The sequence below is a fragment of the Geobacillus sp. FSL K6-3411 genome (assembly GCF_037965715.1).
GTDB classification, from domain to species: domain Bacteria; phylum Bacillota; class Bacilli; order Bacillales; family Anoxybacillaceae; genus Geobacillus; species Geobacillus thermodenitrificans.
Genome location: NZ_CP150187.1, coordinates 345,611 through 370,717 on the forward strand (window position 1 = coordinate 345,611; position 25,107 = coordinate 370,717).

Genomic DNA, 25,107 nt, shown 5'->3' on the forward strand with positions numbered 1-25,107 from the left:
CTGATTGTGAATAGAGAATGAAAGGTGTCCCGTTCTATAGGGGACACCTTTCGTTGTGATAAGAAAAGCTGTGGGTTAAGCGGGCAGGAGGACAAGAAATTCTGTCCCTTGGCCGAGTTGGCTTTGAACGTGGATCGTACCACCATGGGCGTCGACGATCCATTTGGCGATCGATAGTCCCAGACCGTGGCCACCTTGTTGGCGGGAGCGCGCTTTGTCGACACGGTAGAAGCGGTCGAAAATCCGGCCCATATCTTCCGGCGGAATGCCGATGCCGGTGTCTTTGACAGAAAGGACGAATTGTTTCGGTTCGGTGCGGATCGACAGCGTCACATTCCCGCCTTCTGGGGTGTATTTGATGGCGTTATCAAGCAAAATGTATAGCAGTTGCGTCAACTTGTCCGGATCGGCTGTCACCATCGCCTGCTCCGGGGCGTGAAAATTCATTGTGATCTGTTTTTTCGCTGCCAGCTCCGAGATGAGCTGGAATGTTCGCTCAGCGTGCGGGCGGAAGTCAAACGTTTGTTTCGCCAGCTCCAACGCGGCATGTTTTGCATCCGCGCGGGCGAGCGTCAAGAGGTCGTTCATCAACTTCGTGATCCGCTTCAACTCTTCACGAAGGCGATCGAGCAGACGGTGGGCCAATTCGTTTTTCATCACATCTTCTTCCAGTGTGAGCGCCTCAACGGATGAAAAGACGACACTAAGCGGCGTGCGCAACTCATGCGAGGCGTCGGCGACAAACTGGCGCTGCCGCTCGTACGCTTCTTCAATCGGCACGAGAGCTCGCTTGGACATAAAGAAACTAAGCGCCACCCCGACGGCGAGAAACAGAATGGCAAGACCGATGAGCACGATCAGCAGCCAATGAAACACTCCAAAAAACGATGTCACGTCCATCCCGATATAAAGCATGCCGACGACATCTCCCCGAATGACGAGCGGGTGGGCGGCGGTGAGCACTCGCCAATCACGCGCAGCGTCGCGGGCTAGGCCTGGCATATGTTTAGGCAATGATACGGTCAGATAGACTGGGGTCTGTTCGTTCGTGTCCAGATGAGACAAGGCGCTTAAAAAATACGGGCGCAGGCGCCGGTGGACTTCATCCCCGGCGAGCAGACGGCCGGTTGGGCTGATGACGTAAAAAAAGAGTTGATCTTCGCTGAACAGCACGAGACTTTGGTCATCGAACAAGTCAAAATTGCTTTGTTTTAACAAAAACTGTTCAATGGTATTGGCCTCCTGTTCGGCGAGGCGAGTGATGCGCTGCTCTTGCTCGGATGTCGTGATCCAATAAAACAAGGCGGCGGCAATAACGACAAACAAAGCGAGAAATAAGGTGAAAATGCCGCTATAAAGCGCGGTCAGCCGCCAATGAGTGCGGCGGAACAAGTCCGCGTTACCTAAACGGCGCAGCCATTGGCGCCACTCGTTCCAGTTATTTATCAATTTTATATCCCACTCCCCGCACCGTTTGGATGACATCGTCTTTCAACTTTTTACGAAGCAATTTAATCGTCGCGTCAATCGTTTTCATGGATACATCAGCGTCCCATCCCCAGACGCGGTCTAGGATCGTCTCGCGCGGCACAACTTGGCCTTGGTTTTGGACGAGAAGATCGAGAAGCTGAAACTCGCGCGGGGTAAGGGAAATTTCCTCATTATTGCGATGCAGCGTATGGCTTGTTCGATTCAAGGTGAAGCCGTGAAAAGTTACTGTTTCCTCTTGAAGCGGGACGAACGTGCGCCGAGCGAGCGCTTTTAAGCGGGCAACAAGTTCATCAATTTCAAACGGCTTAACCAAATAATCATCCGCCCCAGCTTCAAGCCCGGTGACGCGGTCTTGCACTGCGTCTTTTGCCGTCAGTATCAAAATGGCGCCCGTATAACCATTTTGCCTCAATCGTCGGCAAATATCGACTCCATCGCCGTTTGGGAGCATCCAATCGAGCACGACGACATCGTAAAACTCCGCCATCGCGTAGTCGTACGCGTCTTCTCCTTCTTGTACCCAGTCGATATGGTCAATCCCTTTTTTCTTTAACAAATGGACGATTAGTTCCCCTAAGTGGAGATCATCTTCGGCGAGCAATACTTTCATGGCCGTTCCTCCCGTTTCCCATCATTTCTTTTATCATAACAAAGATGCGTGAAAAAAAGGTGAAAATCAGAAGGGAAGGGAGGAGTCACTCCGAAGAGATGGTTTCTTTCACTATTTTTTCACTTTTCTTGACTATGATGATGGGGGAAGAGGAAATGGGAGGAACAGAAGATGCGATTGAGCTCTAGTATGACGCCGACAGCTAAGTGTCGGACTGGGTGGTCTTCGCTATGCGTGCGACCGATAGATGTCGGCGATAGGATGGTGTTTCATCCGCCTTTTCGCTGTTTCGCCAGAATGCGAGCCAATCTGTCTAATGCTTGGTTATCGATGACGATTCATCATCAAGGAGGAGAAGAGCTATGGACATGATGACATTCGAACCAACACCACCCCCACAACCGAAACGACGCGGTCGTTTCGTGTCATGGCTGGCGGCTTCTGTCGCGGGAGCGGTGATCGGCAGCGTGGCGACATGGTATGTGGCGCCCAAATGGCTGAATCAAGGAAACGTCGCCCAAACCCAATTGACCCAAACGAATGGGAAAAAAAGTGAAACATTGCCGTTGCAGCCGACTGCGAGCACAAACACGAATATGATCGCGGCGATCAACGAAGTGGCTGATGCTGTCGTTGGGGTCATCAACATCCAGAAGCAAGCGGATTTTTTCTCTAACCAAGTGCAAAATACAGAAGCGGGAACAGGTTCGGGCGTGATTTTCAAAAAAGATGGCAATACGGCATACATTGTGACGAACAACCATGTCATTGAAGGAGCGAACGAAGTCGAAGTGGCACTTGCGAACGGAAAAAAAGTGAAAGCGGACATCGTTGGCGCCGATGCGTTAACCGATTTGGCCGTCTTGAAAATTCCGGCCAATGGCGTAACGAAAGTAGCGAGTTTCGGCGACTCGTCAAATGTACCAATCGGCGAACCAGTCGCGGCAATCGGCAATCCGCTTGGCCTTGACTTGTCGCGGACGGTGACGGAAGGGATCGTCAGCGGCAAACGGACGATGCCCGTATCCACCTCAGTGGGTAATTGGGAAATCGATGTCATCCAAACCGACGCGGCGATCAATCCGGGCAACAGCGGCGGTGCGCTCATTAACAGCGCCGGGCAAGTCATTGGCATCAACAGCATGAAAATTGCCCAAACGGGTGTTGAAGGACTCGGCTTTGCCATCCCGAGCGAAAACGCCCAACCGATCGTCGAGCAGCTCATGAAAGATGGAACAGTCAAGCGCCCGTACCTTGGTGTCCAACTCGTCGATGTCGCTGATTTGTCTGCCGACGTACGCAACGACGAACTGAAACTTCCATCAAGCGTGACACAAGGCGCTGCTGTCACCGCAGTCGAACCGTTCTCGCCTGCGGCCGAGGCCGGGTTGAAGTCGAAAGATGTCATCGTGGCAATCAATGGGGATAAAATCGACAGCGTCAGCGCCTTGCGCAAATATTTGTATACAAAAACATCGGTAGATGAACGCATCAAACTGACCATTTATCGCGATGGATTCGAGACAACCGTTTCGGTGACGCTCAAAACCAAACAAAACAATCAATCATAAGAAAATAACGCCTCTTTTCGGCTGTATCAGCTGGGAAGGGGCGGTTTTTTATTTGAAAAGCCCCCCTGCGAATACAATCGACTTGACGGTGGTGATCACGCATCTTTACTGCAGGATCGACGAAAAGACTCTGAATAGCGCGGAGGAACCACTACAGCACTTAGGATGTGTAGGATGACGGCTTCGATTCCCTTCTGGTACATACAGCAACGAGGTGAGAAGGAGAATGGGAAGCAGATGAAGGCAGCTGAGATTCCATCCAATGTGGTGAGATGCTCAAATCCTCGGTCGGCGTCCGGTTATATTGCTGATCTGAAAAGGAGTGTGTGGTAGACTTGGTAGGTAGTTTGACGTTGTTTCAAAGAGTTTCTCTTTGAAGCGAAGACAAGGGGAGATGAATCAGGAGGTGTCTTATTCACTGTAAATGTCAAGATAAACATGTACACTTTTGACTGTTTAAGAATGTACATTTTTACTCGTTTTCTTTTTCTCTTTCTAAGTGATTTTTTATTCGATATGAATCCCCTACAATATTAATCACGGTCGCGTGATGTAAAATACGATCTAGGATGGCATTGGCTAGCTTTGAATCTTGAAATACCTCCCCCCAATCCTTAAAATTGGCATTGGTAGTAAATATCGTGCTTTTCTTTTCATACCGTAAATCAATCAACTGGAAAAACAATTTTGCATCTTCTCTGTCAATCGGCAAATAGCCAATCTCATCAATGATTAATAGCTTGTATTTTCCATAATGTTTTAAACGATTGTCTAAACGATTTTCCATTTTCGCTTTCTTCAATTGTAAAATCAGTTCGTGACATTTAATGAAATACGTACTTGTCCGCTTTTTGGCAGCTGCGATTCCAATCGCAGTCGCCAAGTGGGTTTTTCCAACGCCACTTGGACCTAAAAAAACAATATTTTCATTCTCTTCAATAAACCGTAATGTCGTAAAATCTAGAATCTGTTGTTTATTGATTGAAGGCTGAAAGTCAAAATCGAAATCTTTTAATTCCTTTAGGTGAGGGAAAGCCCCCACCTTAACCATCGAGTTAATCATATTTCTTTCACGCATATCAATTTCATAATTCGTTAATTTTACTAGTGTATCAACGAACGACAGCTGATTTTTCGTACTAAAATCAATGGTTTCATTCAGGTGACAAATCATTTGTTTTAACTTGAGATACTCTAAGTTTTGAATTAATTGTTGATAACTACTATTCATTTTTATACACCTCATGAATCGCAAGTAAATTCTTCTTGGCTAGCTCATCAATATCCGGGTGATGAGGTAATCCCCTCGACAAGATTTCGATGTAATGTTCTTGTTTATAATTCAGTTTTATTGAACTAATCCTATGTTGAGTAATCAAATGCATGTTATAATAAACGTAAATATGGTCATCATACACTTGTAATCCAACTGTTTTTCCTTTGTATTCAGCAGGGACGGAATATTGATTCCCTTTATAGGTAACCATTCCCGCTGAATTGACTTTTACAAGTGTATGTTTGATTTTGTAAGAATCTCTTATTTCATTCCTTGGCAGGGGTTGTAAGAGATTCTTTTCTTGTTCAAAGGCTAAGATAGGGATTTTTCCCGTTCCTTGATGATAGCTATGATTGATCCGTTCACAAAGGGATTGAACAAAATTCTGAAGTTCCTCATATGAAAATTGACCTTGATAGGCATGAATTTCATCGATTAGCTTCATCGTGGCTTCCACTTTCCCTTTGGTATAAGGCCTACCGGCTTTACACGGATGAATGTCAAATCCGCAATCTTTGGCAAATTGATCAAACCGTTCATTGACCACCCCTTTCGAATACTCCGTTCTCGCTTCATCCATGACGGTCTTCATATTGTCAAAGACAATGGTTTTCGGCACGCCTCCAATCTTTTCAAACGTCTCCATCAAAAAGGACATCAACACACTCTGCGATTTTGAAAGTGTTAATAAAAAAGTTCGAAATCGTGAATGAGACAGAAGAAATACCCCTATATTAACGTTTAATATTTCCCCTTCTTTCGTTACGTATCGAATATTTTCTTTCCAATCAAATTGCGCTTGTTCTCCAGGTTCCGTTTCATAACGAACGACCTGACCAACCGGTTTTGTCCGTTTACCCTCAGAAAAATATGCTTGAAACTCTGGTTTCCGAGAAATATAGGCCCGAAAGGCTGATTGGGAACATTCTAAGCCGTGATTGTCTTTCAAGTACTGCCAAAGAACCCGTTTATAATAAAAAATTTGTTTCGATTCTTTTGAAAGCAATTGAGAAATCACATCGTAGTATTTATCAATCTTAGACCCTCTTTTTCGTGTCTTTTTTGGGATAAGACCATTCAAATATTTATCAATCGTCCTCCTATCTACATTGAGATCTCGTGCTAATTGACTCTTATTAATTTTCATTCCCAAACTCTCCATAAGGGTTTTAAATTTTGGCAAATCTGATAAACTATGAATTTCAATCTCTGTTGTGATTTTCAAATTTACATGCACACCATTTCACCTCGAAATCAGTATGCATGTTAAAATCAAAATTGTACATTCTTATCCAATCACTTTTGTACATTCTTAAACTAGCATTTATATATTCACAAAAACGAGCTTACATTCTATAACAAGATTATCCTATCAAGTAGAGAAGGAGGGAATATCATACCCTTATAGCCAAAAAATATTTCTCTGAGTATCAAAGGAGAATTGGGGACGTTTGATGTCTGTGACTAGGAAGCTATCCGTGTAAGGTTTTCATGAGTTTCAACATAACAACAGTGTTCGAACAGCATATTTTTACATAATGAAAAACAAATCTGTCTGTTTATTTAACAGAATGTATAATGAAATTAACGATCTGATAATATAGAATATTTTTTGGATTTTGTCTTTATTAAATATTCTATAAATGGATGGGGGTTCTATGAGTGAAACATGACATTTTTTCAAAAGACCCACGCTATAAAATAGCTCGCAAGGAAGTTTGGATTGGGATAGGTTTGGTGATTTTCAATTTTATTTGGTGGTATGGTTTTGCTTATGGATTAGGATCTGTACCGGCTAACCAATACAGCTATATCTTTGGATTTCCTGCTTGGTTTTTTTACAGCTGTATCCTTGGTTTAATTGTTATGTCCTTGCTTGTTTTCACTGTTGTTAAATTCTTTTTTAAAGAAGTTCCGTTTGACGAGGACGAAATCGATGGAGAAGGGAGGGGGGTAAAATGAATTGGGAAGTAATTATACCATTAATCATATTCCTTTTGATCACTTTTAGCGTTGGGGTCTGGGCGAATAAATATGTCAGTAAAACTAATTCCTTCCTTCAGGAATATTTTTTAGGGAGCAGGGAATTAGGTGGGTTTATTTTAGCCATGACTATGATGGCTACATATGGTAGTGCCAGTAGTTTTATTGGAGGACCGGGTGTTGCTTATACGACGGGATTAGGTTGGGTTTTGTTGTCAATGGCACAACTACCAGCAGGATACTTTGTGTTAATGATTCTTGGAAAGAAGTTTGCTATTGCAGCAAGAAAGTATCAAGCAATTACCTTAATCGATTTTTTGAAATCAAGATATGAAAGTAAATGGGTTGTGCTACTCTCCGCTTTAAGCATCATTATCTTCTTATTTTCAGCAATGGCTGCTCAATGGGTAGGGGGAGCTAGATTAATTGAATCGTTAACAGGTTTGTCCTATACAACAGCACTATTTATTTTTGCTGTTTCTGTGTTGGTCTATGTTATAATTGGTGGTTTTCGGGCTGTGGCTATGACGGATGCTATTCAGGGAACCGTTATGTTTATTGGTACTTTCATTCTACTCATTGCCACCATCGTTGCCGGTGGAGGAGTATCAAACATTATCTCAGAGCTAGCGACAGAAAATCCAAATTTAATAACGCCATTTGGTGCGGAAGGAGAACTTACTCCATTATATGTATCTTCATTTTGGATTTTAGTAGGTGTTGGAGTTGTCGGATTGCCACAGATCACAGTTCGAGCCATGTCTTATAAAAACGCTAAGGCGATGCATCGAGCAATTATTATTAGTACCGTATTTGTTGGTTTTATTATGCTTGCTATGCATCTAATTGGAGTTTTTGCACGAGTAATTATACCAGGTGTAGAGATAGGCGATAAGGTAATGCCATTGCTTACCCTTCATGTTCTGCCTGCTTGGTTAGCAGGGATTGTATTGACTGCTCCATTGGCTGCTATTATGTCTACAGTAGACTCTTTGTTAATATTGGTTAGTTCTTCTATAGTGAAGGATGTTTATCTAAACTACATCAAACCGGAAGCAACGGAGAAACAAATTAAAACAGCAAGTTTTGGAGTAACAACGATTATTGGAATACTAGTTTTTCTGATGGCATTAAGTCCTCCAGATTTGTTGATTTGGCTAAATCTTTTCTCTTTTGGCGGTTTAGAGGCTGCGTTTATTTGGCCAGTTATTCTAGGACTGTATTGGAAAAAGGGGAATAAATACGGAGCCATTGCTTCCATGATTGTTGGTGTTGGCTCGTATATTGTCATTCACACATACTTTGGTAATTTATTCGGTTTACACACCGTAGTAGTGCCTGTTCTTTTATCATGCATTGTTTATGTGCTTACTAGTCTAATTACAAATAAAACGATGGGAATGAAAGTAGACTATGGGTTAAGTCATCAAACAAAGGAGGTTTAATTCATGAATAATTATGTTACGGATTCTACCCTTCGCCTTCTTCGAGATAGGGAGGAAGTAGTTAAGCTTACACAGGCACTTGTGCGAATTCCAAGTGTGTATCGGCCAGGAGATCCTGAGGGGAATGAACAAAAAGTGGCTCAATATGTAGCGAATTATTTAAAACAGATGGGAGTTGAGGTGCATATAGAAGAAGTAGAACCGGGACGCCCTAATGTTATCGGTATTATCGACTCTGGAAAGCCGGGGAAAACCATTCTTTTTGAGGGACATACGGATGTAGTAACAGAAGGGGATAGAAGTGCATGGACTTATGACCCTTTCGGAGCGGAAATTGTTAATGGGAGAATTTATGGAAGGGGCACAAATGACACAAAAGGAAATTTAGCTTGTATGATCACCGCTGTTCATTCTTTATTGAGGGAGAAAGAACAATGGAAAGGAAAAATTATACTTTGTATTCCTTGTGATGAAGAAGGAATGATGATCGGGATTAAGCACTTTATCCAAAGAGGTTGGGCGAAGGGGGTTGATGGTGCGATTATTTGTGAGCCGGAAGAAAATCAAGTATGTATTGCGCAAAAAGGAGCGATGAGGATTGTTATTCGTGTATATGGAAAGATGGCACATGGGGCGATTCCTTTAAGTGGTATAAATCCAAACACAAGAATGGCGAAATTAATATGTGAGTTAGAACAACTAGAGAAACGAGAAAAAGAAAGATTAGGGAAACATCCGTTGCTTGGCTGGCCAAGTATTACTCCAACCATTTTGAAAGCACCTGTGCATGGGGATGCCCAAATAAATGTAATTCCTGATCAATGTATGACGACGCTGGATATACGAACGATTCCGGGACAGGATCACGAAGAGCTCTGTGAAGAAATTCAGCGTATCTTTGAACGGTTAGCCAAGGAAGATCCAGATTTTAAAGGGGAATTTGAAGTCATTGAAAACAGACCATGGACGAAAACGAGTAAAGATGAGCCAATTGTAAAGGCAGTGGCAGAAGCAGTGAGGAGAGTAACGAAAAAAGAACCTTATTACAATGGTGTACCCGGAGCGACGGATGGTACCTTTTTACACCTGGAAGGCATACCTATTGTAACTATTGGAGCAGGAGATCGTGAAATTCCTCATCAAGTTGATGAGTACGTAGAGATTGATGAACTCGCTGAAACGACTGAAATCTATAGAACAGCAGCTTTGCTGTTCTTAAATGAAGAGGTTTAGAGAATGAGGGAGTTTCGGATAGCAGTTCTTCCAGGTGATGGAATAGGTCCTGAAGTAATGAATGAGGCGTTAAAAGTTTTACGGATACTCAAAGATAAAGATTACACATTTCAATTTCATGCAGATATGTTTTTGTGGAATTCAGAGTATTACTTGCAGCATGGGAGAATGATGCCAGAAAACGGTCTAGATATATTAAAGAATTACGATGCCATCTTGTTCGGTGCTATCGGAGACCCACGTGTGCCTGATGATATATCTGTGTGGGAATTGATTATGCCAATACGGAAAAGGTTTTGTCAATATGTGAATCTTCGACCTGTGAAAAAACTGAAGGGAATTCCTGAACAATTTATCCATCAAGAACGCCCTATCAATTTTGTAATAGTAAGAGAAAATGCAGAGGGTGAATATTCTAATAGTGGAGGAAGAATATATCAGGGAACTGATCAAGAAATAGCTGTTCAAAATACAATCATCACAAGGAAGGGAACAGAGAGAATAGCAAGATATGCATTTCAATATGCTAAAAAACATGGTTATCAAAAAGTTATAAATGCAACAAAGTCAAATGCGGTAGTCCACTCGATGAAATTGTGGGACGAGGTGATTGAGCATGTTGCCAGCGAATATCCAGATATTCAATTAGAAAAGTACTATATTGATGCTTTAGCTGCATACTTTGTTCAAAGACCTGATACACTTCAAGTTATTGTCGCCTCTAATTTATTCGGTGATATCCTTTCAGATTTAGGCTCTGCTTTAGTAGGGGGACTAGGTATATCGCCTTCCGCTAACATCAACCCGGAAGGGGTATTTCCATCGATGTTTGAGCCGGTACATGGGTCAGCCCCAGACATTGCGGGAAAGGGAAAAGCGAATCCGATTGCCCAAATTTGGTCAGCAGCGCTAATGCTTCAATCTTTAGGTAGAGAGGATTTAGCTAGTATTATCTTAAAAGCAATTGAAAAGGTAACCGAGCACGGAGAAAAATTGACAGAGGATCTTGGTGGCAATTCAACAACCGCTGAAATGGGAGAAGAAATCGTTCGACAAATAGTCAAAATAATGGGCTAAAGGTAGAGAGGTGAGATCAATTGTGTATGCGCTTTCTAGACAAAGTCGTTATCGTAACAGGAGCAGCAGGAGGTATGGGGAAAGCAGCCGTAAAGCGTTTTTTAGATGAGGGGGCACATGTTGTGGCCCTCGACCTTTATCCTAAAGGGATACCGGAGACAGCCGATCACTTTTATCCATTGGCTGTAGACGTAACAAATGAAGAAAAAGTAAAGCAAGTATTTCAGGAGATTCGAAATCAGTTTGGCAAAATAGATGCACTTGTCAACTTTGTAGGGATAGCACAACAAGCTGAACCGATTGAACAAGTGTCTTTAAATAAATGGATGAAGATTTTAAATACAAATGTTACTTCTTTATTTTTGCTTTGTAAAGAAGCGGTTCAGATTATGAAAGATACACGAAACAAAGGGGCAATTGTTAATGTTGCTTCCATTTCTGTCGTCCGACCAAGACCGGGATTGCAATCCTATATCGCTTCTAAAGGTGCAGTTGTGTCCTTTTCTCAAGCTCTAGCTCTTGAACTGGCCCCTTACCAAATTAGAGTCAATGTGATTCATCCAGGACCGTGTGATACTGATATGTTAGGAGAATTTGCAGCTCTCGGATCTGATGTGAATGTGGTGAAGGAGGAAATATTCAAAAAAAGCATTCCGTTAGGGGAATTAATCCAACCAGAGGATGTAGCGAGTACCGCTTTATATCTTTGCTCAGACGAGGCACATATGATTACAGGGAGTGTTATTCATGTCGACGGTGGACGCGGTATATGAGGAATCCATGTTTTGTTGATTTATATCCAGCAGGGTCATAACAAGATATAAAACTGTTGCAGATAGGGAGTAGATACTCCAAGAAAAAATTTTAATAGGGGCGAAAGTATCATCATCGCCCTTTCTTATGATGGGTTGAGATAATCACTCATTATATACAGGCGCATTGAAAAATCAACATTTGTCCTCGCCTGCACAGAACTTCTTGCCCTGCAACCTAGTTTGCAGATGGCATCTACGGGATCTTTGGAGCAATTGCTATTTGGATTGCAGGATGATGCGGGAGGTTAACTCTTCATCTTGCATATGTATATAGCAGTGAGATGCATATAAGGGGTTTTGCGATGATCATTATTTAAAGTAAGGGGATGGGCATGAAAAAACGAAAAATGTATGTAGATGGAAAATGGATCGATAGTAAATCAGGAGAGGCAATCACCGTTTTCAACCCTGCAAACTATGAGCCGATTGCTCAAGTTCCTCGTGGTAATAGCGAAGATGTAAATGATGCAGTTGAAGCTGCACGAAGAACATTTGAGTCACAGCAATGGAGGAACGTGAAACCGCATGAACGAGGTTATATTTTGCTTGAGATGGCTAAAAGAATACGAGAGTGTAAAGATGAGTTGGCACGATTAGAAACATTAGATGTCGGAAAGCCTTTGTCTCAGTCATATGCAGATGTGGAGGCAGCGGCACGATATTTTGAGTTTTACGGAGGGGTTGCCGATAAAATAATGGGGGAAACCATTCCAGTTGAGCCGGGAATATTAGATTATACTATTCGTGAACCGCTCGGTGTCACAGCACATATTATTCCATGGAATTATCCTATTCAAATTTCTTCAAGAAGTGCCGCAGCAGCAATCGCGGCAGGAAATGCTGTTGTCATGAAACCAGCTGAAGATGCTCCTTTAACTACGTTAAAGTTGGCAGAGTTTTTCGACGAACTAAACCTTCCAAACGGAATATTCAACGTAGTGACAGGATTTGGACATGAAGCAGGAGCAGCTTTGGCATTGCATCCAGATATTGACCATGTGACATTTACTGGATCGGTAGAAACAGGAATATCTGTTATGCAGGCTGCAGCTAAGAACGTCGTTCCTGTTACGTTAGAACTAGGAGGGAAATCTCCAAATATTGTATTTTCAGATTGTGATAAAGAGAAAGCTTTACATTGGATAGTAAAGTCAATTATACAAAACGCTGGTCAAACCTGTTCGGCTGGTTCTAGGCTCATTATTGAAAAATCGATCAAAGATTCGTTTGTAGAAGCTTTAGTAGAAAGATTTAAAAACATGACAATTGGTCCGGGTATAGAGGATGTTGATATTGGACCTATTATTTCAAAAAAGCAGTTTGACATCATACAGAATTTCCTTTCGATTGCAGAGAGAGAAGGGAAGATACTTGTAGGTGGACGGCGAGTAATGATTCCAGGAAATGAGAAAGGATATTATGTACAGCCCACTATTGTTGATGAAGTGGATGCAAATAGTCCATTAGCTCAGGAAGAAATTTTTGGACCTGTGTTAACGGTACTTACGTTTGAATCGGAAGAGGAAGCCATTCAAATGGCTAACGGGACTAAATTTGGGCTTGTGACAGGCATTTGGACATCAGATGTAAAGAGAGCTCATCGTGTTGCAGAAAGGGTTCAATCTGGACAGGTCTTTATCAATAATTATGGGGCAGGCGGAGGTATTCAAATGCCTTTCGGCGGATATAAACGAAGTGGGTTCGGGAGAGAAAAAGGACTAGAAGCATTGAGAAATTACACACAATTAAAAAATATAGCTTTGAAATACTCTGACTAGGCTTAATCGTTACTAGTTTTGTATTTGTGGCGATGATAAAGTCTTCATTATTTAACGTGGCGTTTGAATGGATTGAAATGTCAAGGCCGATTATTTTTTCCCCAAAATCGCCGGTTTAAAATTCCCCAGAAGGACCTCATTGATCCTTCTGTTTTTCTTGTTGGAGCCTTTTTTCCCGCAATCGATAGCTTTCCCCCTTTAGGTTGAAAATAATAGAATGATGCAGTAATCGATCTAACATCGCTGTCGCAAGAACCGAATCTCCCACGATTTCTCCCCATTCCCCAAAGCTTTTGTTGGAAGTGAGGATAATCGGGGCATGTTCATACCGACGGGCGATGACCTGAAATAAGTAATGAGCGCTGTTCGGGTCCAATTTTAAGTACCCCATTTCATCAATAATGAGAATGGTTGGCTTCACAAACATGCGAAGCTTTTTTTCCAGCTTTCCTTCCTGGTCGGCTTTTCTTAACTGAGTGACCAAATCATGGGCGGTAATAAAATACGTTTTATACCCTCTTGCGATCGCCTCCATTCCAATCGAAATAGCCAGATGCGTCTTTCCAATCCCCGGCGGACCGAGAAAAAGAATATTCTCCTTTCGATCAATAAACGATAAGGTAAGCAGCTCTCGAATCCGACGCTCATCCACGGAAGGAAGTGCGTTAAAATCAAACGTATCGATCGTCTTGCGATATGGCAGTTTGGACAGCTTGATGAGCGTTTGGATCGATCGTTCCTGTTTTTCGACGATTTCTGCCTCTAATAAGCGGAATAAAAACTCCGAATATGGTATATTATGAGTAGCTGCGTATTCTGCCATGGCGGACCATCGTTCCGCCATGACAGGCAAATGGAGTCGGTGGCAATACTCGTGTATTCGTTCTTTCATGAGCTTTCCCCTCGCAGGAATGCGTCATAAACGGACAATGGACGAGTATCCACTTCCACCGAAACAGGCGAAATGGTGGCGGCCATTTCCGTCTGTTTCTTTTTTATTTTTTCGGCGAATGAAATCACTTTTTTCTGTTGGTCCACGTGAGAAATCTCCTCCCCTCGAAAGTACAATCGAATATCTCCATTTAATCGCTCCTTCACCAGAATTTCTTTGCCCGCATACTCCGACGATAAGAGCCATTGTTCCCCTTTGTAAGAGAAACTGCCATCCCAATGCACCTTCCGATAGGAAAGATAGCTCGTATCGTAATCTTTCAACGGAAGAGGCTTGAGTGACTCCTCGGCCCAACGCTCTTGCGGAGAAATACCGGTAGTGGCGTTTGGCTTCCGATTCGCCACTTGATCGAGCCAACGATGGAGAAGGAAATTTAATTCCTCGATGCTTTCAAACGCTGTCCCCACATAGAAGTGATCCATGATATACTGAATGGCTCGTTCGACTTTTCCCTTTGTCTGGGCCCGGTAAGGCCGGCATACTTTTGGAATAAATCCATAGTAACTCGCAAATTCGGAAAATCGTTGATTCCATTTCACCACTCCTTGTTCTCGCCCGTCTGTAACGGTCTTCATATTGTCAAATAACACCTTCTTCGGAACCCCGCCAAAGTACTTGAAGCTCTGAATCAGGCATTCCATTAAGTGTTCCTGATCCTGGCTGGTCGTAAATACCGCGTATTTCATCCGCGAATAGCCTAACGTGGCCACAAATAGCGATAACTTGACTTTTTTCCCTTCGATCACGACCTCCCCAACTTCTTTCCAATCGACTTGCATTTGTTCGCCAGGAAGCGTTTCATAACGAACGGTGTATTTCTTTTTCGCCGTCTCTCGGAAAGGTTTCATATAGTCTTTTAAAATCGTCTTTCCTCCCGTATAGCCCTGTTGTCGAATTTCAAAAAACAACTTTTCGCTATTAAACACCCCATCTTCTAACATTCGTTTTTGAAGATACGGCTTAAATGGATCTAACTTGCTTTTTCTTTGTTTTCGCTTGGATTTGGAAGGAGGATTGGGGGAGTGAATATATTTTCGGACGGTTTTCCGATCGATCCCCAATTCCCTCGCAATATCGGAAATACTCATTCCCCTTTCATACATCTCTTTGATCATAAAAAATTCCCCTCTCGTAATCATGAACCATAGCTCCTCTCGTTGACACTATGGTTCTATTGTAAGTGGGGAATTTTATTCCGGCTATATTGGGGATTTTATCATCGGCTTTAACATGAAAAGAGGGTGTCCTCAAATTCGTGCAATTTAGGAAAGTTTCTATAACAATAAATAAGCCAATTATCTAATTGATTGACGACCAAAAAAGAGACACGAACCGAACTCCTTGATTACAATAGGCGTATGCCCATCACGAGTCACAAGGAGGTTCGTGTCTCATGTGTATAACGACGAGATCTCACGAGGAGAGCTCAGTTGACCATTGAGATGAGTAAGTCTGCTCACCTACAGTTTCAATTGGGCAACGACTCCCGGAAGCGGCTGCACCACCATAATTTGATTTTTCCGATGCTCCATCCGGTTTCTGTTGTTTGAAGTGAATGAACACGCCAATACATGGGTGGATGGGACATAAACTGGAATTCCAAAAATCTGAAAAACCAAGAATCTCTTTCTAAGGAAGAGATTTTTTTGTCCTTTTTATTCGCTTCTTGCTCTTTTTCAAAAGTAACGTAGTATCCTGCAGACTTTTCCAATGCTCGATCTTGATATTCACACAGGATCGTCAAGCTGTTAGCCATTTGAGCATTTCCACCGTCCAACAGCGTTGCTCCTAAATGATCTGCCCGTACTTCCATCCACTGTGTGAATAGAGATTGGAAAGCAGGAAGCAGAAAAATCAAGAGCCAAAGGCTGAGAAAAACAAAGATTTGAGCATGTTCCAGCCAATTTTGGAAATCTTTATAGAAAAGGAAAACACCAGCTAAAACCAACCCAATCAACAAAAATCGCAATAACTGTCCCATCAAGACATCTCGCTTTTTCACATGAATCGCCTCATGAGCCAAAATGCCTTCAATGGCTTCATGGGGAAGTTTCAGCGTTTCTGAAGTCAACGCTACCAATGATCGACCAATATTCGCGCCTATCGCAAAACCGTTATATTCGGCCGATTCCGTGACATAAATATCGACATGGGAAAGGCCGGCACGTGAAAAGACTTTCTCGATGATTGGCAGCAAATCGGGATCGTCTATTTTCTTCATATCTAAAGCGATTTTTAATACGCGATCAGAAATCCATAGATTGAATATCCAAAATAGTACCATAACAATGGTTGTTACGATCGGTCCGATCCCCATCAAAGTAAACAGTGTGATGAGAGCTGCATAAGCTCCCACCCCTTTCACCGTGGCTGCAAAATACCATTTTCCTAAAAGACGTTTCCAATTGTTTTGATGATAGAAAGGCTTTACTTCGACCTCTTCCATTTTATGTATTTCTTCTTTGAGGAGAAATGTCATTGATTCCGATGGATCCGGAGTGAAATAGACTTTTTCACCGGAAAAAGATAGCTTCCACGTTTTCCCCATGCTGGTCGTATAGTCCATGTTAGGAGAGAATAAAGAAAAAAGCTGGAATAGTTGCAACACATCCGGCCGGGTTTGAACGCTGACTTCTGAAAGTTCCTCCAATGGATACTTTTTTGTTTCAAACAAAGATACAGCATATAGTACTTCTTCGTGTTCTGCGTAAAAAAGGCGGAGAGAGCGAAACAACTCCACTCTTTTTGTCAGTCCAACGACAAGAGAGACGAAGCTATATAAAAGTATGAGCGTGATCGGGGAATCCGGTCCGAAAAGGAAGTAAAGAACAGCGATGACTATAAACAATCCGGAAAATAAGAAATCCACTAAAAGGCGCTCTTTATTTTTAGACAAGACAATTTCTCTCGCGCCTTGTTCTTTTAGTTGATCGATGATCTCTTGCAATTGGACCTTGCTTCTTTCTGGTACCGGAGAGCTAAAAAAGCTAAATACAAATATAAAAAAAATAGACACCGTTTTTATAAACCCTTGATCTAAGAACACATAGACGATCCATCCGATTCCGAGTATAGCAGTGAGGATATATACATATAAAGAAGGACACCATTTTTTAAAAAAGTATGCCAAGAAACTGAGAAAAAAGCCGACCACAGCAGTCCAAATCGATATAGTCACATCTGGCATCAGTTGCTCCCCCTGTCTAGTTGAAAAAAGTGCAAGAAAACCCCCAGTCATTATTTATCACTTAAGTAAATCCACTAACACCCATTGGTAACGAAACTCCTCCTTTCTACATGTAGGTAGGTTGACAATGACATATTGTTGAACGTTCATGAACGTTTTCTTCTAATCTTGGTTTTTTTTTCTAATTATCATTATAGCAGGAATAGGTCCTTTTTGTATATCTTTTTCTTTTTTCACTCCACTGCGCTTGTTGGGGAACCTGAATGTGACCTACAATATTTTCATCACATGTAACGGATAACGATCATTCATGTAGGAGAGGAACCGTATGATTAAGAGAACCGTTTTTGTATGACTCATGTTGTTGCCTTCCTCATGATTCGGGATTCACGCTTACGAAAGCGAGCGGTCAGTGCCCTGATATGTTCTTTGCATGGGTGGATCAGCAGATTGTTGCTGATGTTTTGGCCATTCATTGTAGTAAAGGTGGGGCGAGCATGTCATGACGGAAGGGCATCGGCATCGCCACGCTCATTGCTGGCATCATTACAAACACATTCTGTCGTTCGTATTTGTTTGTTGTTGTACTCTTGGTTCCAGTATTTGTTCTGAACAACTCAATGGATGGGTCAGCCAATTTTTTTGGACTTGATTTTCTGAACCTAGGAACAATCGTTTGTGAACAGAATGTATGTTTTTTCTCTGGAGACAGGAAACATGAGGAATGTTGTCGAATATTGATGGAGGTGGAAAAATCATGAAACCTCTAACGGCTTCGGTCGTATGAATAGGTGAGGGGAAAGGAGGGAGGGAGAAGTTGTTTGGCTATCCGCCTGAAGTCGTATACGGAGCGGTGCTGGTGGTCAGCGCACTATTGACGGTTTTGTATTTTTTCTTCAGCGATGTGCTTGACGGTTTGTTCGATGTGGCCGCTCATCCGCTGTTTAGCCCGCAGCTGGTTTTATCGTTTTTCATCGTCGCAAGTGCGGTTGGACTGTTGGCGGAATGGTATACGGATTGGGCGTCTCATTGGATCATTTGGCTGAGCGTTGGAGTGGCACTTATTGTTGTACTGCTTTTGCACTTTTTCGTCTTTTTGCCGCTTCGGTCGGCTGAGGCTTCGCTTGTGTATACGGACGCCGAATTGGAAGGGTCGCTAGCGAAGGTGATCGTGTCCGTGCCGCCGGATGGGTTTGGTGAAATTCTCATCTCCCGTAAAAGCGGTGCAGTGGCCAAAGCGGCGAAGAGCATGAACAATGAAGCCATTCCGTCAGGGGAAGAGGTCATCATCGTGCGAATGGAAAACGGCATCGCTGTGGTGGCGAGGCACGATCCGTATCAGCTTTCCATCTAACATAACGAAAGGGGAAATGTCATGACTGTTGAACCATGGTTGATTGTAGTTGGTGTCGTTGTCTTGCTTCTCATCGGACTCATTGCTATTTTTATTGCTCGTTACCGTACAGTCGGTCCGGATGAGGCGCTTATTGTCACAGGCAGCTACTTAGGAAACAAAAACGTCCATGTTGATGAGTCAGGAAACAAAATTAAAATCGTCCGCGGCGGCGGTACGTTTGTTGTGCCGATTTTCCAACAGGCTGAGCCGCTCAGTTTATTGTCGATTAAGCTGGACGTGCAAACGCCGGAAGTGTATACGGAGCAAGGGGTGCCCGTGATGGCGGACGGGGTGGCGCTCATTAAAGTCGGCAGTTCGATCGGCGAAATTGCGACCGCAGCCGAGCAGTTTTTAGGCAAAACGCGCCAAGACATGGAAAACGAAGCGCGTGAAGTGCTTGAAGGCCATCTTCGCTCCATCCTCGGGTCGATGACGGTTGAAGAAATTTATAAAAACCGCGACAAATTTTCTCAAGAAGTACAGCGTGTCGCCTCACAAGATCTCGCAAAAATGGGGCTTGTCATCGTCTCGTTCACGATCAAAGATGTGCGCGACAAAAACGGCTACCTTGACGCGCTCGGGAAGCCGCGCATCGCTCAGGTGAAACGTGACGCCGATATCGCGACAGCAGAGGCAGAAAAAGAGACGCGCATCAAGCGGGCTGAAGCTGACAAGGAAGCGCGCAAAGCAGAGTTAGAGCGGATGACGGAAATCGCCGAGGCGGAAAAAATCAATCAGCTCAAACTCGCCGAATTCCGCCAAGAGCAAGATATCGCCAAAGCGCGTGCCGACCAAGCGTACCATCTCGAAGAAGCGAAAGCAAAACAAGAAGTTATGGCTCAACAAATGCAAATTAAAATCATCGAGCGGCAAAAACAAATCGAGCTCGAAGAAAAAGAAATTTTACGCCGCGAACGGCAATACGATTCAGAAGTGAAGAAAAAAGCCGATGCCGAGCGCTATGCGATCGAGCAAAAAGCGGCAGCGGAAAAAGCGAAACAAATCGCCGAAGCCGATGCGCAAAAATACCGCGTCGAAACGCTCGCCAAAGCGGAAGCCGAGCGCATCCGCCTCGACGGGTTGGCGAAAGCTGAGGCTGAGAAAGCAAAAGGGGAAGCAGAAGCGGAAATTATCCGCCTGAAAGGTCTCGCCGAAGCGGAAGCGAAACAAAAAATCGCCGAAGCGTTCGAACGCTATGGCCAAGCAGCCGTGCTCGACATGATCATCAAGATGCTTCCGGAATATGCGAAACAAGTGGCGAGCCCGCTGTCCAATATCGAGAAGTTGACGATTGTCGACACTGGCTCAGGAGCGGGAGGCGGTGCCAACCGCGTCACCGGTTATGCGACGAACTTAATGGCGAGCTTGCAGGAGACGTTAAAAGCGTCAACTGGCATCGATGTCAAGCAGCTGCTTGAAAATATCGCCCAAGGCGGGACACCAGCCTCACCCGTGAACCCACCTACTGCTTCGGGGCAACAAACGAACACGAACGAATAATTCAGCTGTCTCTAGCGCCTTTGGTCGATCCAAGGGCGCTTTTTCTGCTTCATAGTTGCGCAGGGAGCGCCGTTTCGCTATGATGTGGAATAGTGGAAGGTTCCTTTTCAAGGATGGAAAAAGAGGAAGTAGGTTGATGATGAATGAAACGAGCTCGAGTGATTTATAATCCGACATCGGGACGGGAGCTGTTTAAGCGCCATTTGCCCGATGTGCTCGTCCGATTAGAAAAGGCTGGATATGAAACGTCGTGCCACGCCACTGAAGGGCCGGGGGATGCGACGAAAGCAGCGAGACAAGCAGCCGAGAGGGAATTTGACCTCGTTGTGGCGGCAGGCGGCGATGGAACGATTAACGAGGTGGTCAATGGCATTGCGAATCAGCCATACCGCCCGAAGCTCGGCGTGATCCCTGTTGGGACGACGAACGATTTCGCCCGTGCTATCGGTGTGCCGCGTTCGATCGAAGGGGCGTGCGAGGTGATCGCCACGGGTGAACCTGTCGCGATTGACATCGGCTCTGTCACCAATGAAGACCAGACACGTTATTTCATCAATATCGCGGGCGGCGGGCGCCTGACCGAGCTCACCTATGAAGTGCCAAGTAAGTTGAAAACGATGCTCGGCCAGCTGGCCTATTACTTAAAAGGGATTGAAATGCTTCCGTCGATTAAGGCAACGGAGGCGCAAATTGAGTATGACGGCAAACTATTTGAAGGCGAAATCATGATGTTTTTAGTCTCGCTGACCAACTCGGTCGGCGGCTTTGAAAAATTAGCGCCTGATTCGTCACTCAATGACGGCCTGTTTGACTTCATCATTGTCAAGAAAACGAATTTGGCTGAGTTTATCCGTCTCGTCACGCTAGCGGCGCGCGGGGAGCACATTAACGACCCGCATGTCATTTACACGAAAGCCAATCGGGTGAAAGTACGCTCTTCGATGCAGCTGAACTTAGACGGCGAATTCGGCGGCATGCTTCCGGGCGAGTTTGTCAACTTATACCGCCATCTCGAAGTATTCATGCCAAAAGAAAAAGCAGCACAAGTGAGAACAGGGCCATAAGCCTGTTCTTTTCTTATGTCCTCACGCTAGAAGGGGCACGCTAAACATACACGATGGTCAGAAAGGGGAACGACATGGCGAAACAACAAGCACCGGTCGCCAAAAACGACTACTATGACGTGACATTCACAGATTTGACTCACGACGGTCTTGGCGTCGCGAAAGTGGATGGCTTTCCGTTGTTTGTGAAAAACGCGCTTCCAGGCGAGCGGGCGAAAGTGAAAGTGATCAAGGTGAAAAAAGGGTACGGGTACGGCCGCCTCATCGAGCTGTACGAACCGAGCCCGGACCGCGTCGAGCCGCCCTGTCCCGTTTATCGCCAATGCGGTGGCTGTCAGCTGCAACATCTAAGCTACGAAGGACAGCTGAAGGCGAAAGAAAAACAAGTGAAAGAAGTGCTCGCCCGCATCGGCAAGCTAGAACACGTCACCGTCCATCCGGTCATCGGGATGAAGAACCCATGGCGCTACCGAAATAAGGCACAAGTGCCAGTCGGTGAGCGCGAAGGGGGACTGATCGCCGGATTTTACAAAGAGCGAAGTCACGAGATCATCGACATGGACGCTTGTTTCATCCAACAGGAGAAAAATGATGTCGTCGTCCAAGCAGTGAAACGGATCGCCGAGCGCTATGGTGTCCGACCGTACGATGAACTCACCCACCGCGGCGTGCTCCGTCATATTGTCGCCCGCTACGGAGCGGCAACAGGTGAGGTGATGGTCGTGCTCGTCACCCGCACCGAACGTTTGCCGCACGAACAAGAGATTGTCCGCGACATCATCCGCGACATCCCTGACGTCAAATCGATCGTGCAAAATATCAACCCTGAGCGGACGAACGTCATTTTCGGAGCGAAAACGCGGGTATTATGGGGAAGTGAGTTCATCACCGACCGAATTGGCGACATCCAATTCGCCATCTCGGCTCGTTCATTTTACCAGGTCAACCCGGAACAGACGAAAGTGCTGTACGACAAAGCGCTTGAATACGCTGAGCTAACCGGAACGGAGACAGTCATTGACGCCTACTGCGGCATCGGCACGATCTCGCTCTTTTTAGCCAAAAAGGCTAAACATGTCTACGGCGTTGAAATCGTCCCCGAAGCGATCGAAGACGCCAAACGCAACGCGGCGCTCAACGGCATCACAAACGTCACGTTCGCTGTCGGCGCTGCTGAAGACGTCATCCCGCGTTGGTACGAAGAAGGCATTCGTGCCGACTGTCTCGTCGTTGACCCTCCGCGTAAAGGCTGTGACGCGGCGCTGCTCGAGACGATCATGGCCATGAAACCGCCGCGCGTCGTCTATGTCTCGTGCAACCCAGCCACCTTGGCCCGCGACTTGCGCATCTTAGAGGATGGGGGTTACGAAACGATCGAAGTCCAGCCTGTTGATATGTTTCCTCATACGGCTCATGTAGAAAGTGTAGCTCGATTAGCGTTAAAGATAAGAGCGTAAATAAACTCTTGTTAAAAACTCTTCTTGCCAAAAACCGAAGGAAAGTTTTGCTCATATAACAAGAACATCCTTCTCTATCCAGTTGACTGAACGGGTTAGGATGAAAAAGCAACCATTTTTCCAGAGAAACGGGACAGGTTCCTGTTTCTCTTTTTTGTTAGGGAGTAAAGGCGCAGGGGAAGAAGCATTCACTCGAATAAGGTAGACTGGTTCACGTTGAATGTTCAACGCTGAGCAGTTTCATCGTTTTAGCACAGGATCCCCCTACTTCCACGAATGAGAAAGGCGGAGCCCGATGAGTAAGTGGGGGAGGAAGGCGTCTTCCTCCTCTCTCTTCTAGTATGCTATTCACTAAATAATTGCTCATTTTTAGCGGGTGTTTATACAGGATGGAATTGAAAAATGGGAGCGATTGCTTACTCCCGTCGAAGAACAGAATTTTTTTCTATAATCTGTGGTGCCAGGACATGTTTCCGTTTCGCTGCAAATGGTTGAAGAAGCACAAACGAATACGGCATGGGTTCTCGTGAATACTGAACCCATGCCGTATTTCATTTACACGTATCTATTTAGCCGATACCTGTTTGCCATATTTATTTTTTCTTTCATTTACCGCGTGCAAGTGCAACTAGGTGTTTTGGCGTGCGTGAAAGTGAGAAACCTAAACCTTATGCTTCTAGTTTTTGCGTTTCTTCGTTATAGACATTTACATCCAATTCTTTAGTGATGCGGCTGGTGACTACACCAGCGGTCATGCTTCCGCTGACGTTCAAGGCAGTTCTTCCCATGTCAATCAGCGGCTCTATGGAAATGAGCAATCCTGCTAATGCTACTGGCAGATTCATCGTTGATAGCACTAAAATCGCCGCAAACGTAGCCCCACCGCCAACGCCTGCAACCCCAAATGAACTGATGGTGACGACTAGAATCAGCGTCAAAATAAAGGAAGGGGAAGTTGGATCGATGTTGACGGTTGGCGCGATCATCACGGCAAGCATGGCAGGATAAATGCCAGCACAGCCATTTTGCCCAATTGACAGCCCAAATGAGCCGGCAAAGTTGGCAATGCCTTCCGGAACGCCAAGCGCGGTTGTTTGTGCTTTCACATTCAATGGAAGAGTGGCTGCGCTTGAACGGGAAGTGAATGCAAACGACAGTACCGGAAGCACTTTTTTCACGTAAGTAATAGGGTTGAGTCCGGCCAACGCTAAAATGATCAAATGAATGGCAAACATAACGAAAAGTGCAATATAAGAAGCGACAACAAATTTTCCTAGTTTTGCGATTGTGTTTATATCGCTTGTCGCAGTGACCCGGGACATAATGGCTAAAATTCCATAAGGCGTTAAGCGGAGCACCAACGTGACGATACGCATGACAATAGCGTATAAGGCATCCACTATTTTTTTGAACATTTCCGCTTGTTCAGGCTGTTTTCTGGCAACCCCTAAATAAGCAATGCCGACAAAGGCCGCAAAAATAACAACCGCTATAGTGGATGTGCTGCGTTGTCCCGTGAAATCTAAAAATGGATTGGCCGGAAGCAGTTCGATAATTTTTTGCGGGAAAGACAGGTTTTGAATTTGTTCATATTTTTGTTCTAACTCCTGTCCGCGCGTTTGTTCCGCTTCTCCTGAAGGAATTTCCATCGCCTCTAATTGAAATCCTAATGAGGACATGATGCCGATCGAAGCGGCGATCGCCGTAGTACCCAATAATAGACCAATAATGAGCGTGGCAATTTTCCCTAAATGATTAGAGACAGAAAGTTTAGTAAACGCCATAACGATAGAAATGAAAACTAATGGCATAACAATCATTTGCAATAGCTTGACATATCCTGTGCCGACAATGTCAAACCATTGGGTGGACTGCTGGACGATAGCGGAACCAGCCCCATACACTCCCTGCAATGCAAACCCAAAGACGATTCCTAGTCCAAGAGCAGTAAACACCCGTTTGGAGAAGGAAACATGTTTCTTTTGCATGTAGACCAAAACACCAATCAATAACAGCAATATAGCAATGTTAAAAATAATTAGGTAAATATTCATCGTCAATCCCTCCTGACACGTAAAATTACTATAATGATTAAAAACCGATATGTCAAGTAAGCTTTATTTATTGTATGAAAGAGTTTATTAAGATAATCTTGGAAAATAAACCACTGTTTATTGAGGGGAAAGTTTTTTCGAAAACAACTTTTCCAGAAAATGAGTTCTTCGAACAGACCGTAATGAGAATCAAAATCTTACCTCACCCATTTTGAGGT

At 44.3% G+C, this 25,107-nt stretch carries 20 protein-coding genes; 12 read left to right on the forward strand and 8 right to left on the reverse strand.

Annotation, left to right across the window (positions count from 1 at the left end; genetic code table 11):
* Nucleotides 1–75 precede the first annotated feature (75 nt).
* Both NSQ22_RS01800 and NSQ22_RS01805 read right to left on the reverse strand, forming a co-directional pair.
* The gene (locus NSQ22_RS01800; RefSeq protein WP_029761614.1) at nt 76–1,449 is read right to left on the reverse strand and encodes an ATP-binding protein; all 1,374 of its coding nucleotides are present in this window, start codon (nt 1,447–1,449) and stop codon (nt 76–78) included.
* On the reverse strand, nt 1,439–2,101 hold the full coding sequence (locus tag NSQ22_RS01805) for a response regulator transcription factor (RefSeq protein ID WP_008881421.1): 663 nt from the start codon (nt 2,099–2,101) through the stop codon (nt 1,439–1,441). Before NSQ22_RS01805 ends, NSQ22_RS01800 begins: the two co-directional genes overlap by 11 nt.
* Before the next feature lie 44 nt (nt 2,102–2,145).
* Between NSQ22_RS01805 and NSQ22_RS01810 the strand changes: the two genes are divergently transcribed.
* Together NSQ22_RS01810 and NSQ22_RS01815 are read left to right on the forward strand one after the other, a co-directional pair.
* Nucleotides 2,146–2,289 carry a hypothetical protein gene (locus tag NSQ22_RS01810; protein ID WP_190300600.1) on the forward strand — a complete coding sequence of 48 codons (144 nt, stop codon included), beginning with the start codon at nt 2,146–2,148 and terminating at the stop codon, nt 2,287–2,289.
* A gap of 174 nt (nt 2,290–2,463) precedes the next feature.
* Nucleotides 2,464–3,672, forward strand: a complete 1,209-nt coding sequence (locus tag NSQ22_RS01815) for a trypsin-like peptidase domain-containing protein (protein ID WP_060475547.1) — start codon at nt 2,464–2,466, stop codon at nt 3,670–3,672.
* 472 nt (nt 3,673–4,144) lie between these two features.
* On the opposite strand, the gene istB (NSQ22_RS01820) is transcribed toward NSQ22_RS01815, so the two are convergent.
* Together istB (NSQ22_RS01820) and istA (NSQ22_RS01825) are read right to left on the reverse strand one after the other, a co-directional pair.
* Nucleotides 4,145–4,903: an IS21-like element helper ATPase IstB gene (gene istB, locus NSQ22_RS01820; RefSeq protein WP_060476369.1), complete on the reverse strand. Its 759-nt coding sequence runs from the start codon at nt 4,901–4,903 to the stop codon at nt 4,145–4,147.
* On the reverse strand, nt 4,896–6,185 hold the full coding sequence (gene istA, locus NSQ22_RS01825) for an IS21 family transposase (RefSeq protein ID WP_087960193.1): 1,290 nt from the start codon (nt 6,183–6,185) through the stop codon (nt 4,896–4,898). Before istA (NSQ22_RS01825) ends, istB (NSQ22_RS01820) begins: the two co-directional genes overlap by 8 nt.
* Nucleotides 6,186–6,610: 425 nt before the next feature.
* On the opposite strand from istA (NSQ22_RS01825), the gene NSQ22_RS01830 reads away from it, so the two are divergent.
* The 6 genes from NSQ22_RS01830 to NSQ22_RS01855 all read left to right on the forward strand — a co-directional run bounded on the left by NSQ22_RS01830 (nt 6,611) and on the right by NSQ22_RS01855 (nt 13,279).
* Nucleotides 6,611–6,910, forward strand: coding sequence for a YhdT family protein (locus tag NSQ22_RS01830; protein WP_008881419.1), 300 nt, complete (start codon nt 6,611–6,613; stop codon nt 6,908–6,910).
* Nucleotides 6,907–8,376 (forward strand): sodium/pantothenate symporter, encoded by a 1,470-nt coding sequence (gene panF / locus NSQ22_RS01835; RefSeq protein WP_060475548.1) that lies wholly within the window; start codon nt 6,907–6,909, stop codon nt 8,374–8,376. The genes NSQ22_RS01830 and panF overlap by 4 nt, the downstream gene beginning before the upstream one ends.
* Before the next feature lie 3 nt (nt 8,377–8,379).
* On the forward strand, nt 8,380–9,609 hold the full coding sequence (locus NSQ22_RS01840) for a M20 family metallopeptidase (protein WP_029761618.1): 1,230 nt from the start codon (nt 8,380–8,382) through the stop codon (nt 9,607–9,609).
* A 3-nt stretch (nt 9,610–9,612) separates the two neighbouring features.
* Complete coding sequence (locus tag NSQ22_RS01845) at nt 9,613–10,686, forward strand: tartrate dehydrogenase (RefSeq protein WP_008881416.1); 1,074 nt, start codon at nt 9,613–9,615, stop codon at nt 10,684–10,686.
* 26 nt (nt 10,687–10,712) lie between these two features.
* Nucleotides 10,713–11,459, forward strand: a complete 747-nt coding sequence (locus tag NSQ22_RS01850) for an SDR family oxidoreductase (protein WP_011886714.1) — start codon at nt 10,713–10,715, stop codon at nt 11,457–11,459.
* Nucleotides 11,460–11,833: 374 nt separating this feature from the next.
* Entirely contained in the window at nt 11,834–13,279 is a 1,446-nt protein-coding gene (locus NSQ22_RS01855) for an aldehyde dehydrogenase family protein (protein WP_087959834.1), read from the forward strand.
* Between the two features lie 136 nt (nt 13,280–13,415).
* Here the strand turns inward: NSQ22_RS01855 and istB (NSQ22_RS01860) are convergent, their stop codons facing one another.
* From istB (NSQ22_RS01860) to NSQ22_RS01870, 3 genes are all read right to left on the reverse strand, one after another.
* Nucleotides 13,416–14,171 (reverse strand): IS21-like element IS5376 family helper ATPase IstB, encoded by a 756-nt coding sequence (gene istB, locus NSQ22_RS01860; RefSeq protein WP_014195837.1) that lies wholly within the window; start codon nt 14,169–14,171, stop codon nt 13,416–13,418.
* Complete coding sequence (gene istA, locus NSQ22_RS01865; protein WP_014195836.1) at nt 14,168–15,370, reverse strand: IS21-like element IS5376 family transposase; 1,203 nt, start codon at nt 15,368–15,370, stop codon at nt 14,168–14,170. Before istA (NSQ22_RS01865) ends, istB (NSQ22_RS01860) begins: the two co-directional genes overlap by 4 nt.
* A gap of 329 nt (nt 15,371–15,699) precedes the next feature.
* Nucleotides 15,700–17,418 (reverse strand): M56 family metallopeptidase, encoded by a 1,719-nt coding sequence (locus NSQ22_RS01870; protein WP_236934215.1) that lies wholly within the window; start codon nt 17,416–17,418, stop codon nt 15,700–15,702.
* Nucleotides 17,419–18,235: 817 nt separating this feature from the next.
* On the opposite strand from NSQ22_RS01870, the gene NSQ22_RS01875 reads away from it, so the two are divergent.
* From NSQ22_RS01875 to rlmD, 4 genes are all read left to right on the forward strand, one after another.
* Entirely contained in the window at nt 18,236–18,772 is a 537-nt protein-coding gene (locus NSQ22_RS01875) for a hypothetical protein (protein ID WP_236934213.1), read from the forward strand.
* A gap of 21 nt (nt 18,773–18,793) precedes the next feature.
* Complete coding sequence (locus NSQ22_RS01880) at nt 18,794–20,314, forward strand: flotillin family protein (RefSeq protein ID WP_081157607.1); 1,521 nt, start codon at nt 18,794–18,796, stop codon at nt 20,312–20,314.
* Nucleotides 20,315–20,457: 143 nt separating this feature from the next.
* Nucleotides 20,458–21,378 carry a diacylglycerol kinase gene (locus NSQ22_RS01885; protein WP_008881410.1) on the forward strand — a complete coding sequence of 307 codons (921 nt, stop codon included), beginning with the start codon at nt 20,458–20,460 and terminating at the stop codon, nt 21,376–21,378.
* Nucleotides 21,379–21,452: 74 nt separating this feature from the next.
* Nucleotides 21,453–22,835, forward strand: coding sequence for a 23S rRNA (uracil(1939)-C(5))-methyltransferase RlmD (rlmD, locus tag NSQ22_RS01890; RefSeq protein ID WP_008881409.1), 1,383 nt, complete (start codon nt 21,453–21,455; stop codon nt 22,833–22,835).
* A 668-nt stretch (nt 22,836–23,503) separates the two neighbouring features.
* Here the strand turns inward: rlmD and NSQ22_RS01895 are convergent.
* The gene (locus NSQ22_RS01895) at nt 23,504–24,889 is read right to left on the reverse strand and encodes an L-cystine transporter (protein ID WP_011886717.1); all 1,386 of its coding nucleotides are present in this window, start codon (nt 24,887–24,889) and stop codon (nt 23,504–23,506) included.
* Nucleotides 24,890–25,107: the final 218 nt, after the last annotated feature.

Coding starts and splice junctions, on each gene's coding strand:
- NSQ22_RS01805 (WP_008881421.1), bottom strand. CDS start 2,101: ATGAAAGTATTGCTCGCCGAAGATGATCTCCACTTAGGGGAACTAATC.
- NSQ22_RS01810 (WP_190300600.1), top strand. CDS start 2,146: ATGCGTGAAAAAAAGGTGAAAATCAGAAGGGAAGGGAGGAGTCACTCC.
- NSQ22_RS01815 (WP_060475547.1), top strand. CDS start 2,464: ATGGACATGATGACATTCGAACCAACACCACCCCCACAACCGAAACGA.
- istB (WP_060476369.1), bottom strand. CDS start 4,903: ATGAATAGTAGTTATCAACAATTAATTCAAAACTTAGAGTATCTCAAG.
- panF (WP_060475548.1), top strand. CDS start 6,907: ATGAATTGGGAAGTAATTATACCATTAATCATATTCCTTTTGATCACT.
- NSQ22_RS01840 (WP_029761618.1), top strand. CDS start 8,380: ATGAATAATTATGTTACGGATTCTACCCTTCGCCTTCTTCGAGATAGG.
- NSQ22_RS01845 (WP_008881416.1), top strand. CDS start 9,613: ATGAGGGAGTTTCGGATAGCAGTTCTTCCAGGTGATGGAATAGGTCCT.
- NSQ22_RS01850 (WP_011886714.1), top strand. CDS start 10,713: ATGCGCTTTCTAGACAAAGTCGTTATCGTAACAGGAGCAGCAGGAGGT.
- NSQ22_RS01855 (WP_087959834.1), top strand. CDS start 11,834: ATGAAAAAACGAAAAATGTATGTAGATGGAAAATGGATCGATAGTAAA.
- istB (WP_014195837.1), bottom strand. CDS start 14,171: ATGAAAGAACGAATACACGAGTATTGCCACCGACTCCATTTGCCTGTC.
- istA (WP_014195836.1), bottom strand. CDS start 15,370: ATGATTACGAGAGGGGAATTTTTTATGATCAAAGAGATGTATGAAAGG.
- NSQ22_RS01870 (WP_236934215.1), bottom strand. CDS start 17,418: ATGCCAGATGTGACTATATCGATTTGGACTGCTGTGGTCGGCTTTTTT.
- NSQ22_RS01880 (WP_081157607.1), top strand. CDS start 18,794: ATGACTGTTGAACCATGGTTGATTGTAGTTGGTGTCGTTGTCTTGCTT.
- NSQ22_RS01885 (WP_008881410.1), top strand. CDS start 20,458: ATGAAACGAGCTCGAGTGATTTATAATCCGACATCGGGACGGGAGCTG.
- rlmD (WP_008881409.1), top strand. CDS start 21,453: ATGGCGAAACAACAAGCACCGGTCGCCAAAAACGACTACTATGACGTG.
- NSQ22_RS01895 (WP_011886717.1), bottom strand. CDS start 24,889: ATGAATATTTACCTAATTATTTTTAACATTGCTATATTGCTGTTATTG.